Annotated in this window: 12 protein-coding genes; 6 read left to right on the top strand and 6 right to left on the bottom strand. The window is 73.5% G+C overall.

The features are described 5' to 3' along the window. Window positions 1-120 precede the first annotated feature (120 nt). Together O7598_RS19685 and O7598_RS19680 are read left to right on the top strand one after the other, a co-directional pair. Window positions 121-1,011: a DUF72 domain-containing protein gene (locus O7598_RS19685; protein ID WP_269692791.1), complete on the top strand. Its 891-nt coding sequence runs from the start codon at window positions 121-123 to the stop codon at window positions 1,009-1,011. 56 nt (window positions 1,012-1,067) lie between these two features. Then, on the top strand, window positions 1,068-1,262 hold the full coding sequence (locus O7598_RS19680; RefSeq protein ID WP_269692790.1) for a GTPase activator: 195 nt from the start codon (window positions 1,068-1,070) through the stop codon (window positions 1,260-1,262). Window positions 1,263-1,320: 58 nt separating this feature from the next. Here the strand turns inward: O7598_RS19680 and O7598_RS19675 are convergent, their stop codons facing one another. From O7598_RS19675 to O7598_RS19665, 3 genes are all read right to left on the bottom strand, one after another. Continuing rightward, window positions 1,321-1,950, bottom strand: coding sequence for a hypothetical protein (locus tag O7598_RS19675; protein WP_269692789.1), 630 nt, complete (start codon window positions 1,948-1,950; stop codon window positions 1,321-1,323). A 53-nt stretch (window positions 1,951-2,003) separates the two neighbouring features. Continuing rightward, the gene (locus O7598_RS19670) at window positions 2,004-2,873 is read right to left on the bottom strand and encodes an alpha/beta hydrolase family protein (RefSeq protein WP_269692788.1); all 870 of its coding nucleotides are present in this window, start codon (window positions 2,871-2,873) and stop codon (window positions 2,004-2,006) included. Window positions 2,874-2,935: 62 nt separating this feature from the next. After that, window positions 2,936-4,189, bottom strand: a complete 1,254-nt coding sequence (locus O7598_RS19665; RefSeq protein ID WP_332367409.1) for a globin domain-containing protein — start codon at window positions 4,187-4,189, stop codon at window positions 2,936-2,938. 114 nt (window positions 4,190-4,303) lie between these two features. Between O7598_RS19665 and O7598_RS19660 the strand changes: the two genes are divergently transcribed. Next, the gene (locus tag O7598_RS19660) at window positions 4,304-4,741 is read left to right on the top strand and encodes an RrF2 family transcriptional regulator (protein ID WP_269692786.1); all 438 of its coding nucleotides are present in this window, start codon (window positions 4,304-4,306) and stop codon (window positions 4,739-4,741) included. Then, window positions 4,741-5,373 carry a class I SAM-dependent methyltransferase gene (locus O7598_RS19655; protein WP_269692785.1) on the top strand — a complete coding sequence of 211 codons (633 nt, stop codon included), beginning with the start codon at window positions 4,741-4,743 and terminating at the stop codon, window positions 5,371-5,373. The genes O7598_RS19660 and O7598_RS19655 overlap by 1 nt, the downstream gene beginning before the upstream one ends. Before the next feature lie 51 nt (window positions 5,374-5,424). On the opposite strand, the gene O7598_RS19650 is transcribed toward O7598_RS19655, so the two are convergent. Next, window positions 5,425-6,681, bottom strand: a complete 1,257-nt coding sequence (locus O7598_RS19650; protein ID WP_269692784.1) for a hypothetical protein — start codon at window positions 6,679-6,681, stop codon at window positions 5,425-5,427. A 362-nt stretch (window positions 6,682-7,043) separates the two neighbouring features. On the opposite strand from O7598_RS19650, the gene O7598_RS19645 reads away from it, so the two are divergent. Beyond that, window positions 7,044-9,101 (top strand): DNA gyrase/topoisomerase IV subunit B, encoded by a 2,058-nt coding sequence (locus O7598_RS19645; protein ID WP_269692783.1) that lies wholly within the window; start codon window positions 7,044-7,046, stop codon window positions 9,099-9,101. 32 nt (window positions 9,102-9,133) lie between these two features. Continuing rightward, complete coding sequence (locus O7598_RS19640; protein ID WP_269692782.1) at window positions 9,134-11,623, top strand: DNA gyrase/topoisomerase IV subunit A; 2,490 nt, start codon at window positions 9,134-9,136, stop codon at window positions 11,621-11,623. Window positions 11,624-11,746: 123 nt separating this feature from the next. Here the strand turns inward: O7598_RS19640 and O7598_RS19635 are convergent, their stop codons facing one another. Continuing rightward, complete coding sequence (locus O7598_RS19635; RefSeq protein ID WP_269692781.1) at window positions 11,747-13,069, bottom strand: uracil-xanthine permease family protein; 1,323 nt, start codon at window positions 13,067-13,069, stop codon at window positions 11,747-11,749. Between the two features lie 79 nt (window positions 13,070-13,148). Further along, the gene (locus O7598_RS19630) at window positions 13,149-13,754 is read right to left on the bottom strand and encodes an alpha-ketoglutarate-dependent dioxygenase AlkB (RefSeq protein ID WP_269694911.1); all 606 of its coding nucleotides are present in this window, start codon (window positions 13,752-13,754) and stop codon (window positions 13,149-13,151) included. Window positions 13,755-13,761 lie beyond the last annotated feature (7 nt).

Raw genomic sequence — 13,761 nt, 5'->3', positions numbered from 1 at the left:
TCGCTCGTTCCTCTCGATCGACGACCCGATGTCACGGTAGGACCCCGCACCGACATCCCGTGCGCTCCACACCGGAGCCTCCGGTTGCCGGTCCGTCCGGTTCGCGGTGAACTGAATGACATGGGTGTCATCAAGGTGGGCACGTCCTCGTGGGCCGATGCGATGCTGGTCCGTTCCGGCTGGTACCCCCGCGGGACCAACACCCCGGCGGGCCGGCTGGGCTGGTACGCCGAGCACTTCGGACTGGTCGAGGTGGACACCTCGTACTATGCGGTGCCGGCGGTGGAGACGACGACCGCCTGGGCGGACGCCACCCCGCCCGGTTTCACCTTCGACGTCAAGGCGTTCCGGCTGTTCACCGGCCACCACACCCCGGTCGAGGCGCTGCCGAAGGACCTGCGACCGGCCGGCGGGCCGAGCCGGATCCGGTGGCGCGACCTGCCCGCCGGGGCGTACGACGAGCTGTGGGACCGGTTCCACGCGGCGCTGGCGCCGCTCGCGGCGGCCGACCGGCTCGGCGCGGTGCTGTTGCAGTTTCCGCCCTGGCTGGCCCGCGGCGACGCGGCCCGGCGGCGGATCGTGGCCGCCGCGCAGCGGTGCCGTCCTCATCCGGTCACGGTCGAGCTGCGGCACTCCTCCTGGTTCACCGAGGACGCGGTGGTCGACACCGTGACGTTCCTGCGCGAGCACGGGCTCGGCTACGGCTGCGTGGACATGCCGCAGGGGCACGCCTCCTCGGTGCCGCCGATCCTGGTCGCCACCACCGACCTGGCCGTGGTCCGGTTCCACGGCCACAGCGAGGCCTGGGAGAGCGGCGACAAGCAGGAGCGGTTCCGCTACGCCTACGGCGACCGGGAGCTGCGGCACTGGTCGGTGCTGCTGCGCGAGCTGGCCGACCAGTGCGCCGAGCTGCACGTGCTGATGAACAACTGCTGCGGGGACCAGGCCCAGCGCGACGCCGCCCGCCTCGCCGACCTGCTCGGCGTGGTGCCCGCCGGCGCGCGGGCCTGAAGGTTTTCCCGTCGACCTCGCGGGTACCGGCCGGGAACGACAGCGAGGGGGGACACGTGGACGAGCGGCGGGACGAGACGGCCCCGGACGACCGGGATCCCCGGGCGACCCGGGACGCCGAGGAGGCGCACGGCGGCAGCATGGCACCGGGCCTGGTGGACGACACCGGGCACCCGGTGGCCGAGTCGCCGGTGCCGGCGAACGAGCAGGCCGCGCCGGGCCGCCCGGGTGAGGACGGCACCGGCTCCTGAGCGGGCACCGCGAGGCCGGTGACCCACCCCGATGTGGGTCACCGGCCGCGCGGTGGTCTCAGCGACCGGACGTGACCAGCTGCCGGCCGACCGCGCCCACGGCGGCCATCTTGCCGAGGTTCTTCGGCGTGGACATCACCCCGCCGGCCCGGCTGAGCATGCCGCGGAACACCTGCCCCGGCTTCTGCTGCTCACTCATGTACGCCGTCACCACGACCAGCGCGCCGGTCAGCGCCGGGATCGCCCACTGGAGCATCCGCATCTGCCGCTGACTGGCGGCGACGCTCGCCGGGGTGTGGTGGTTGGGTTCGGTGGTCCCGTCGACCGGGGGCCCGCCCGCCTTCTCCAGGCGCATGCCGACCAGCTTGCTGTAACCGGTGACCGCCAGCGCGCCGACGGTCAGCGCGGTCTTCACCGCGCTCGCCTTGCCCACGCCGGCCTGCCGGGCCATCCGCGGGCTCTCGGTGACCAGTTCGCCGACCGCGCCGGCCAGGTGGGCGCCGATCGCCGCCGCGTTCACCGGGGTCCACCGGGCCCAGCCGGCCGAGGCGATCGGCAGCCGCTGCGTGGTGTCGTCGATTCGTGCCGCCGCGCCGTTGACGCCGAGCGCCCCCATCAGTGAGCCGCCGAACCAGGCCGCCAGGCCCAGGTCGTGCATCGAGCGCAACGCGGTGTGCCGTTCGGACATCTGATCCCCCTCCGCCGTGTTCGGGCGGTGCGGCATACCCGTCCTCGGCCTGCTCACGCCCCCGGGATACGCGACGGCAGCGAGCCCGCGAACGCGGCCAGCCGGGCGGCCAGCGGTGCGGCGGCGCGGACCCAGGTGAAGTGGTCGAGCGGGGCGCCCGCCTCGGCGACGGTGTAGCGGTGCCGGGTCACCGGCGCGGCGGTCAGCTTGTCGCAGAGGTGGTCCAGCGTCTCGTGCGGCGTGTACTGGTCGTCGTCGACGCTGACCGCGAGCACCGGTGTCCGGATCCGCCGCACGGCGGCCTCGGTGTCCACCCCGTCGAGCGCCGGGAACCGCCCGGTGCGCGCGGTGTGCGCCCAGTCGCGGATCACGCCGCGCGCCTGCCGGCCGCCGAACCCCCAACCGGGCCAGACGCCGAGCACCCGGGCCGCCCCCGCGATGCCCTGGGTGTACGGCAGCACGCCCCAGCCGCGCCGTCCCGGGTACCGCCGCCACCAGGGCAGGCCCACGGCCACCAGGGCCAGCCCGTCGACCCGGCCGGCGTCGTGCAGCGCCTGGTGCAGCACGGCGACCTGGCCACCGAGGGAGTGCCCGAGCAGCACCCGGACGCGCCCGTCCAACCGGGGCTTGAGCGCGTCCAGCACCGTGCCGACGTCGCCGGCCAGCTCGGCGTAGCCGTACCGGCAGGCGCGGGACGGCGCGGGAGTGCTCTCCCCGGTGCCGCGCAGGTCCGCCACGATCACCGCGAAGCCGGCGTCGCGCAGCGCGGCGGCGAACGGCCGGTAGTAGCGGGCGCGGACGCCCATCGCCGGCCAGATCAGCACCACCGGCGCGCCGGGCGGCCCGTCCGGTTCCGGGTGGATCTGCACGCCGATCCGCGCGCCGTCGACGTCCACGTACTCCTGCGCGTACTCGCCACTCACCGGCCCAGCGTAGCTACCGGCGGGTAGCAAGCGGTGGGCGGACCCGCCGCGCCGCTCGCCGGTCAGCCGGGCAGCATCCCGGGCCCGAACACCTCGTAGGCGATCCGCCCGGCCGGCACCCCCCGGCGCACCAGGCTGCCGCGGACCAGGTTCATGAACGCGATCGGCCCGCACAGGTGCGCCGCCGTACCGGCGGTGACCGGGATCCGGTCCGGGTCGACCAGCCCGGCGGTGACGTGCGCCTTGAGCGGGGAGGGTTCGGCGCCGGCCGCGTCCTCGTACCAGAGGTGGACCGCGAGGTTCGGCAGCCGCTCCTGCAACGCCGGCAGCTCGTGCCGCAGGGCGTGCGTCGAGGCGGCCCGGTCGGCGTGCGCCAACGTCACCTCCCGGTCGGGGTCCTTCTCGGCCAGGTGGGCCAGTGCCGCCATCGCCGGGGTGAGACCGATGCCGGCGCTGACCAGCAGCAGCGGCCCACCGTCGCCGGTCGCGTCGACCTCGCCGAACGCCGGGCTCAGCCGGAGCGTGTCGCCGACGTCCACCCGATCGTGCAGGTGGCCGGAGACCAGACCGGGCGGCGCGCCGCCCTCGCCCCGGACCCGCTTCACGGTGATCCGCCACTCGTCCGCGCCGGGCCGGCCGGACAGGCTGTACTGCCGGATCTGCTGCCCCCGGCCCCGGCCCAGGTCGACCGCGACCGAGACGTACCGGCCGGGCACGAAGTCGCCGGGCGGTCCCCCGTCGGCCGGCGCGAGGGTGAACGACACCACGTCGGCGGTCTCCCGGACCCGGCCGGTCACCCGCCAGTCCCGCCACACCGGGCCGCCCTCCGGCACGCCCGCCCCGGCATACAGCCGCGCCTCGCGGGCGATGAGTTCGCAGGCCAGCAGCCAGTAGACCTCGTCCCAGGCGGCGGCCACCGGCGGGGTGACGGCGTCGCCGAGCACGTCGCCGACCGCGGCGAGCAGGTGCCGGCCGACGATCGGGTACTGGGTGGCGGTGATGCCGAGCGAGGCGTGCTTGTGCGCGATCCGGTCCAGGATCTGCCCCCACGGCGTGCCGGCGGTGTCGCCGGTCAGGTGTCCGGCGTACGCGACCACCGCGGCGGCCAGGGCCGCCTTCTGCTGCCCGGTGGCCTGGTTCCCGCGGTTGAAGAGGTCCAGCAGGTCCGGGTGGGCGTCGAACATCCGCCGGTAGAACCGGCCGGTGATCGCCTCGCCGTGTGACCGTACGGCGGGCAGCGTGGCGGACACCACGGCCGTGGAGGTTTCCGAGAGCACGATCGTCTCCTTCTGGGCGTCGAACGGGTCAGCGCCCAGAAAACAGGAATCCGAGATTCCGCTTCAGGGTCGAAAGTCCCGCGCGGGACGTGGCGGGTGTCACCGGGATCCGACCCGTGTCGCGATCGCCGTGGACTCGTTAGGGTCGGAGGCGTGAGGCTCAACCGGTCGACCGACATGGCCCTGCGGATCGCCATGCTGACCGCCGCGTCGCCGGTCCGCGCCACGGTCGACGAGCTCGCCACCCGGCTCGCGCTGCCCCGCAGCCACGTCGCCAAGGTGGTCCAACGGCTGCAGCGGCTCGGCGTCCTGGTGACCATCCGGGGCCGGTCCGGCGGGGTGGCCTTCGCCGAACACGCCGGCGAGCTGACCGTCGGGCAGGTGGTACGCGCGTTCGAGGGCGACGACGAGGTGGTCAACTGCGCCGCGCCGGCCTGCCCGCTGGTCGCCGGCTGCCGGTTGCGCGGCGAGCTGCGCCGGGCCCAGGCCGCCTTTCTGGCCGTGCTCGACGGGGTACGCCTCGGCGACCTGGTGGACGGGCCGGCCGGCCCGCTCCTGCTCAGTCTCGGCGTGGCCCCGGTGGCCCGCTGATGGGCGTCTCCCACCCGATCTTCGCCCGGCAGTTCGCCCGCGCCAGCGTCGCCCTGGACGCCGCCGGGATGGCCGCGCACCGGCGCCGCCTGGTGACCGGGCTGCGCGGCCGGGTGGTCGAGGTCGGCGCCGGCAACGGGCGCAACCTGCCGCACTACCCGCCGGCCGTCACCGGGGTGCTCGCCGTGGAGCCGGAGCCGCGGCTGCGTGCCCTCGCCCGCGCCGCCGCACCAGCGGCCCGGGTGCCGGTGACGGTGGCCGCCGGCCTGGGCGAGGCGCTGCCGGTCGCCGACGGCGCCGCCGACGCGGTGGTGTTCTCGCTGGTGCTCTGCTCGGTGCCGGACCAGTCGGTCGCGCTGGGCGAGGCGCGCCGGATCCTGCGGCCCGGCGGTGAGCTGCGCTTCTACGAGCACGTGGTGGCGGAGACGCCGGGCCTGCGCCGGGCCCAGCGCCTCGCCGACGCGACGCTCTGGCCGCTGTTCTGCGCCGGCTGCCACACCGCCCGCGACACCCTGGCCGCGATCCGGGCCGCCGGCTTCACCGTGACCGAGGTCGACCGGTTCCGCTTCCCCGAGGCCGGGATCCCGGTCCCCGCCTCGCCGCACGTCCTCGGTGCCGCCCTCCGGCCCTGACGGCCGGTCTTGGCCGGCGTCCCCGGGTGACGGGGGACGCCGGCCACGACGTCAGCCCACCGCGATCGTGCCGTCCGGCGCGCGCACGCACGACACCGTGCGGGCGGCGGCCACCGCCGCGCCGCTCAGGCACCGGCCGAGCACCTGGTGACCGGCCGCGCTCGGGTGCCACGACTCCTGGCAGGTCTGGAAGTAGGTGCCGCAGGCGTTCGCGATCCGCTGGATGTCGAGCTTGTCGTAGCCGGAGAGGCTGGTGACGAAGACGCCGCTCGGGCCGTCCATCAACCGGATCGGGGTGGCCAGGGCGTTGGCCGGGCTGCCCGCCGACTCGCAGAGCCGCGCGCCGTCGAACGCCCGTTGCACGTTCAGATACACCAGGTCGTCGGTCGGGAACTCGGCCGCCAGCGTGCTCCGCACCGAGCTGACCAGGGTGCCGAGGCCCTGCGAGAAGCGCTGCCCGGGCGCCAGGCTGGCCCGGTGGATCGGGCAGCCGGCCGCGTACCGCTCGGCGCCCAGGGCGCGGAACTTGTCCCGGGTGTCGTCGCGGCTGTCCTCACTCCAGTAACCCTGCTCCAGCTCGTACGGCAGGGGGTTGGTGTAGTCCTGGAACACCACCCGGTGCTGGCCGTCCGCGTCCACCTCGTCGAGCGTGGCGAGCAGCTGCCGCAGCGCCGCCGTGGTCTCCGCGGTGGCCGAGGCGAACTGCGCGGCGGTGCCCAGGTCGGCGTCGGTGCACGGCTTCTGCTCCACCGGCCCGCCCAGGTAGGCCCAGAACTCCCACCACCCGGTCCACGCGTCGGCGATGAACCGGTTGGCGCACTTCTCCGCCACGCTGCCGAACGTGAACGAGCTGTTGTTCGAGCCGAGCCCGACCAGCACCAGGTCGATGTCGTGGGTGCGGGCGACGGACCGGAGCTGGTCGAGCTGGGCGGCCACCTGACGGCCCTTGGCCCGGGTGGCCGACGCGTTGGCGATGTCGTACGGCTGCCCGCCCGAGCAGGCCAGGTTGAACCGCGCGGAGATGCCCGGCAGGTCGGCCCGGAACAGGGAGGCGTTCGGCGAGCGGTGGCAGAAGTAGGCGTTGGCGTTCGCGGCCGACCAGCCGGGGAAGCCCTGCGCCACGCCGTTGACGTCGACCACCGGGGCGTACGCGCCGGCGCCCTCGCCGCTGATGAAGCTGTCACCCAACGCCACCGCGGCGGTCGGCAGCGCCGCGACGGCGGGAGCGGCGGGCGCCACGGCGACCGGCAGCGCCACCGTGGCGAGCGCCAGCGCCGCCGCGAGCACGGAACGACGGAACACGGACATGCCCCACCTCACCCTCATCCATCGAAACGTGAAAGATTCTTTGGTGGGCGATCAGATCACGGGCGTGTGACGGGCGTCAATGGCCGGACACCGGGACGCGACAGCTGTTGACAATTCGGCCGGAGACGACGGGAAGACGACCGCGGGGTCCGGTCGTTGTCGTGCACGAACGCCTCCCCGCGCCCTCGGCCGCCCCGTCCGGGCCGGCCACCCGGCACAACCGGACAACGCACCGCACCGGGTGCGTCGGAGCTGTCGGAGCGCCGGGCTAGGCTCGCTGCGGCGCGCCGCGCCCGGCGATCGCCGTGGGGGCATCACACGGTGAACGGCACCACACCGCCGAGACCTGGGAGTACGACCAGTTGACCGCACAGCCTGAGACGCTCTACGGGGCCGACGACCTGACCCACCTGGAGGGCCTCGACGCCGTCCGCAAGCGCCCCGGCATGTACATCGGCTCGACCGACAGCCGTGGCGTGGGTCACCTCGTCAACGAGATCCTCGACAACTCCACCGACGAGGGTGTCGCGGGTCACGCCACCAAGGTCGACGTGATCCTGCACGCTGACGGCTCGGTGCAGGTCGACGACGACGGCCGGGGCATCCCCACCGACGTGCACGCCAAGTCCGGCATCTCCGGCGTCGAGCTGGTGCTCACCCGCCTGCACGCGGGCGGCAAGTTCGGCGGCTCGGGCTACAAGACGTCCGGCGGCCTGCACGGCGTGGGCGCCTCGGCGGTCAACGCGCTCTCCCGCCGCTTCGACGTCACCGTCCGCCGTGGCGGCAAGGTGCACGCCATGTCGTTCCGACACGGCGTGCCCGGTATCTTCGACGGCGACGGCCCCGAGGCGCCCTTCACCCCCGGCCCCGGCCTGCAGATCGTCGGCGCGATGAAGCGCGGCCAGCGCACCGGCACCTCGATCCGCTGGTGGCACGACCCCCGCTACTTCGAGACCGGCGCCGCGCTCGACACCGAGGTGGTCCGGCTCAAGCTGCGCAACACCGCCTTCCTGGTCCCCGGCGTGGCCTACCGGCTGCGTGACGAGACCGGCGAGCAGGCTGCCGAGGAGCGCTTCCACTTCCCGAACGGTCTGACCGACATGGTGGAGTTCCTAGCCCCGGCCGGCGACCGGCCGGTCTCCGGCACGCTGCTGGTCACCGGCGAGGGGACCTACCGCGAGAACGCCGCCGACGCCAACGGCGTGATGCAGTCCAACGTGCAGCGCCGCGCCGAGGTCGAGATCGCGTTCCGCTGGGGCACCGGCTACGACCGCACCGTCGAGTGCTTCACCAACACCATCCGCAACGCCCACGGCGGCACCCACCGCAAGGGTTTCGAGCGGGCCCTGGCCCGCACCCTCGCCGAGGCCGCCCGCAGCGCCCGTGGCCTGCTCAAGCCCAAGGAGGACGCGCCCACCCTGGACGACGTCCTGGAGGGCATGACAGCGGTGGTGCACGTCCGCATCCCGGAGCCGCAGTTCACCTCGCAGACCAAGGACGAGCTCTCCACCGCCGGCATCACCAAGGTGCTCCAGGGGCTGGTCGAGGCGCACCTGAAGAGCTGGCTGGACGACCGGCGCACCAAGGCCGAGGCCCGCACGGTGCTCCAGAAGATCGTCGACGCGGCCCGGGTCCGGCTCACCCAGAAGCAGCAGAAGGACGCGGCCCGCCGCAAGACCGCGCTGGAGGGCGCGGCCATGCCGGCCAAGCTGGTCGACTGCCGCGCGTCAGGCATCGACAGAAGTGAATTGTTCATCGTGGAGGGGGACAGCGCCCTCGGGACAGGGCGCCTCGCCCGCTCCTCCGAATACCAAGCGCTGCTGCCGATTCGCGGCAAGATCCTCAACGTGCAGAAGGCCAACCTCCAGCAGGTGCTGGACAATGCCGAGTGCGCGGCGATCGTGCAGGTGCTGGGTGCCGGCTCCGGTCGCACGTTCGACCTGTCCACCCTGCGTTACGGCCGGGTGCTGATCATGGCCGACGCGGACGTCGACGGCGCGCACATCCGGACGCTGCTGATCACGCTCTTCGCCCGCTACATGCGTCCGCTGATCGAGGCCGGCCGGCTCTACGCCGCGATGCCGCCCCTGCACAAGATCACGACGAAGGGGCGCAACCCGCAGGTCACCTACACCTACACCCAGGCCGAGATGGAGGCGACGGTCCGCAAGCTGGAGAAGGCCGGCAAGCAGATCGTCACCCCGATCCCGCGCTTCAAGGGTCTCGGTGAGATGGACGCCGACGAGCTGTGGGAAACCACCATGAACCCGGCCACCCGGGCGGTCCGCCGGATCACGCTCGACGACGTCGAGGCCGCCGAGCGGATCCTCGACCTGCTCATGGGCGAGAAGGTCGAGCCCCGCCGCAACTGGCTGATCGACTCCGCCGACCGCGTCGACCGCGACGCCATCGACGCCTGACCACCGCGTTCGTTTCGGAAGGAAGCTGCACCATGGCACGCCGCAAGGACGACCGCGCCAAGGCGGATCTCTCCGCCTTCGACCAGGCCGGCGCCCGGGTCTTCGACAACCCGCTGGTCACCGAGGTTTCCGACTCCTACCTGGAGTACGCGTTCTCGGTCATCCACTCCCGCGCCCTGCCGGACGCCCGGGACGGGCTCAAGCCGGTGCACCGACGCATCCTCTGGTCGATGTACGAGCAGGGCCACCGCCCCGACCGGGGGCACGTGAAGTCGGCCCGGATCGTCGGCGACGTCATGGGCAAATACCACCCGCACGGCGACACGGCGATCTACGACGCCATGGTGCGGCTGGCGCAGGACTTCTCGCTCAACGCCCCGCTCATCGACGGGCACGGCAACTTCGGGTCGCCGGACGACGGCCCGGCCGCCGCGCGCTACACCGAGGCCCGGATGTCCCGGGAGGCGATGCTGCTCGTCGGTGAGCTGGGTGAGGACACCGTCGACGTCGAGCCCAACTACGACGGCTCGCTGACCCAGCCCACCGTGCTGCCGGCGGCCTTCCCGAACCTGCTGGTCAACGGCGCGTCGGGCATCGCGGTCGGGATGGCGACCAACATGATCCCGCACAACCTCGGCGAGGTGGTGCAGGCCGCCCGTTGGCTGATCAACCACCCGGACGCCACGCTGGACCGGCTGATGGAGTTCGTGCCCGGCCCCGACCTGCCCACCGGCGGGCTGCTGCTGGGCCTGGACGAGGTGCGCCGGGCGTACGAGACCGGGCGTGGTGTGGTGCGGATGCGCGGCCGGGTGGAGATCGGCCCGCTGGAGGGCAGCCGGGGCCGGCAGGCCATCACGGTCACCGAGCTGCCCTACGGCGTCGGCGCCGAGAAGGTCATCGCGGCGATCACCAACGAGGTCAACAAGACCAAGCGGCTGACCGGCATCGCCGACGTCAAGGACCTCACCGACCGGGAGAACGGCACCCGCCTGGTCGTCGAGTGCAAGGTCGGGGTCAACCCGCAGGCGTTGCTGGCCGACCTCTACCGACTCACCCCGCTGGAGCAGTCGTTCGGCGTGAACAACCTGGTGCTGGTGGACGGCCAGCCGCGCACGCTCGGGCTCAAGGAGCTGCTCGAGGTGTTCCTGTCGCACCGCTACCAGGTGGTGACCCGGCGCAGCGCCCACCGCAGGCGCAAGCGGGAGGAGCGACTGCACCTGGTGGACGGCCTGCTGATCGCCCTGCTCGACATCGACCGGGTGGTCAAGCTGATCCGGGCCAGCGAGGACGCTCAGGCGGCCAAGGACGGCCTGATGCAGAAGTTCCGGCTCTCCGAGATCCAGGCGACCTACATCCTGGACACTCCGTTGCGCCGGCTGACGAAGTACGACCGGCTGGAGCTGGAGGCCGAGCAGGAGAAGCTGCGCAAGGAGATCGCCGAGCTGTCGAAGATCCTCGACGACCCGAAGGTGCTGCGGAAGCTGGTCTCGGACGAGCTGGCCGCGGTGGTGAAGCAGTTCCCCACCGAGCGGCGCACCACGCTCGTCGACGGCGACCTGAAGGAGGTCCTGGCGGCCTCGGTGCCGGCCGGTCCGCTGGAGGTCGCCGACGACCCGTGCCAGGTGATCCTCTCCGCGACCGGGCTGGTGGCGCGCACCGCGGCCGAGTCGGAGGAGGCCGCCGAGGCGCGGCGGCGCAGCGGCCGGGTCAAGCACGACGCGGTACGCGCCGTGGTGCACTCCACGGCCCGGGGGCGGGTGCTGCTGGTGACCAGCGCCGGCCGGGCGTTCAAGATCGACGTGTTGCCGTTGCCGGTGCTGCCGGAGCAGTCCGGCACGGTGTCGCTGCGCGGTGGCATGTCGGCCGCCGAGCTGGCGCCGTTGGCGCCGGGGGAGACGGTCGTGGGGCTGGCGCCGCTGGGCCCGCCCGCCGCCGGGTCGCCCGGTCTGGCGTTGGGCACGCGGCAGGGCGTGGTGAAGGTGTGCGCGCCGGACTGGCCGGTCCGCTCGGACGAGTTCGAGGTGATCTCGTTGCGCGACGGCGACGAGGTGGTCGGCGCGTCCTGGCTGACCGACGGCGCGGAGACGCTGTCGTTCGTCTCCTCGGAGGCGTCGCTGCTGCGCTTCGCCGCGTCCCTGGTCCGGCCGCAGGGCGTCAAGGGTGGCGGGATGGCCGGGATCAGCCTGCCCGCCGGGGCGCGGGTGGTGTTCTTCGGCGCGGTACGCCCCGACGACGCCCAGCACGGTGAGCCGATGGTGGTGACGTCCACCGGCGCGACGGTCAAGGTGACGCCACTGAAGGCGTACCCGGCGAAGGGTAGGGCGACCGGCGGCGTGCGCGCGCAGCGGCTCCTCAAGGGTGAGACGGACCTGGCCGTGGCCTGGATCGGCCCGCGCCCGGTGGGCGCGACGGCGACCGGCGACCCGGTGGACCTGCCACCGGCGGACCCGCGCCGCGACGGCTCCGGCTTCGCCGTCATGCTCGGCCCCACGGTCGTGGGGCACCACATCGACCGCGACTGACCCCGCCCCACCCCACCCCACCCCACCCCACCCCGATCTTGCAGTTTCGGCCCGGGCATCTCGGGCGAAGCCGGCAGACCCCGGGCCACAAGTGCAAGATCGACGTGGGGACGGGGGCGGGGGTCAGAGTTCGGGTTCGGGGGAGGGGCGGGACTCGGGGGTGGTGCCGCGGAGGCGGGCGATCAGGCGCATGCCGTGGTAGATGACCAGGGCGGCGGCGGTGCCCAGGGCGATGCCGTTGAAGGACAGGTCGCCGGCGGTCAGCGTGTAGTTGGCGGCGCCGACGATGACCGCGACCGCGGCGGTGAACAGGTTGACCGGGTCGTGGAAGTCGACCCGGTTCTCGATCCAGATCCGGGCGCCGAGCACGGCGATCAGCCCGTACAACGCGGTGGTGGCGCCGCCGAGCACGCCGGCCGGCACGGTCAGGATCAGCGCGCCGAACTTCGGGCAGAGGCCGAGCAGGATGGCGGTGCCGCCGGCCACCCAGTAGGCGGCCGTGGAGTAGACCCGGGTCGCCGCCATGACGCCGATGTTCTCCGCGTACGTGGTGGTGCCGGAGCCGCCGCCGGAGCCGGCCAGCACGGTGGCGAGGCCGTCGCCGAGGAACGCCCGACCCATGTGGCGGTCGAGGTTCCGGCCGGTCATCGCGGCCACCGCCTTGACGTGCCCGGCGTTCTCCGCGATCAGCACCAGGATCACCGGGATGACCAGGACGACGGCGCGCAGGCTGAAGCTGGGCGTGTGGAACTCCGGCAGCCCGACCCAGGCCGCCTGCCGCAACCCGGTGAGCGCCTGCTGGTCGAGTTGGCCGGTCACCGCGGCGACCAGCCAGCCGAACACGACGCCGAGCAGGATCGACAGTCGGGCCAGGAAGCCGCGAAACACCACTGTGGTGACCAGGATCGCGAGCAGGGTGAGCACGGCGATCAGCGGCTGGGCCTTGACCCCGGTGCCGGCGCCGCCGCCGTCCCAGGCCACCGGCGCCAGGTTGAGCCCGATCAGCGCGACGATCGCACCGGTCACCACCGGGGGCATCAGGGCGTCGATCCAGCGTGCGCCGGCCAGGTGCACCACGACGCCGACCAGCGCCAGCGCGGCGCCGGCGACCACGATGCCGCCGAGCGCCGCGCCGATGCCGCCGTCGGTCTTGGCGGCGATCACCGGGGCGATGAACGCGAACGACGACCCGAGGTACGACGGCAGCCGGTTGCCGGTGATCAGCAGGAACAGCAGCGTGCCCAGGCCGGAGAAGAAGAGCGTGGTGGCCGGCGGGAAGCCGGTGATCAGCGGGACGGTGAAGGTGGCGCCGAACATGGCGACCACGTGCTGCACGCCCACCCCGACCGTGCGCGGCCAGGAGAGCCGTTCGTCGGGGTGGACCACGTCGCCGGGGCGTACCGAGCGGCCGTCGCCGTGCCTGGTCCAGGTGGGGAACTGGGTCATCGCCTCGCCCTTTACCTCGGGTGACGGGGGCGGTGTCCGACCCTGGGAGTTGTTTCTAGCACGGGCGGAGATCGCGAGGTCAGGCCACCCCGGCGGGGCGGAACTGCACGCTGACCCGGGGCCCGACCGGTCGGGCGGTCTTCGGCACGGCGTGTTCCCAGGTGCGTTGGCAGGAGCCGCCCATCACCACGAGGTCGCCGTGGCCGAGCGGGAAGCGCAGGCTGGTGCCGCCACCGCCGCGTGGGCGCAGCAGCAACGCGCGGGGGGAGCCGAACGAGACGATCGCGACCAGGGTGTCGGTGTGCGCGGAGCGGCCCTGGGTGTCGCCGTGCCAGGCCACGCTGTCCCGCCCGTCGCGGTAGAGGCACAGGCCGGCGGTGACGAACGGCTCACCCAGCTCGGGCGCGTAGTGCCGGGTCAGCGTGTCGCGCGCGGCGGTGAGCACCGGGTGCGGCAACGGGCGGCCGGCGGCGTACCAGCAGAGCAGGCGGGGCACGTCGACCTTGGTGTCGTACATGGTGCGGCGCTCGGCCCGCCACGGCACATCGTGGCGCAGCGTGTCGAGCACGGCGTCGGAGCCGCGCACCCAGCCGGGCAGGTGGTCGACCCAGGCGCCGCGGCTCAGTTCGTGCCGGCGCACGGCGAGCGGGCCCAGGGTCGGGCCCTGCTCGGCCAGGTCGAGCATCGAGGGC

It is taken from the genome of Micromonospora sp. WMMC241, from assembly GCF_027460165.1.
GTDB lineage: Bacteria > Actinomycetota > Actinomycetes > Mycobacteriales > Micromonosporaceae > Micromonospora > Micromonospora humi.
Note: the sequence above shows the minus strand (reverse complement) of the source record. Positions and strands in the feature narration are given on the sequence as shown.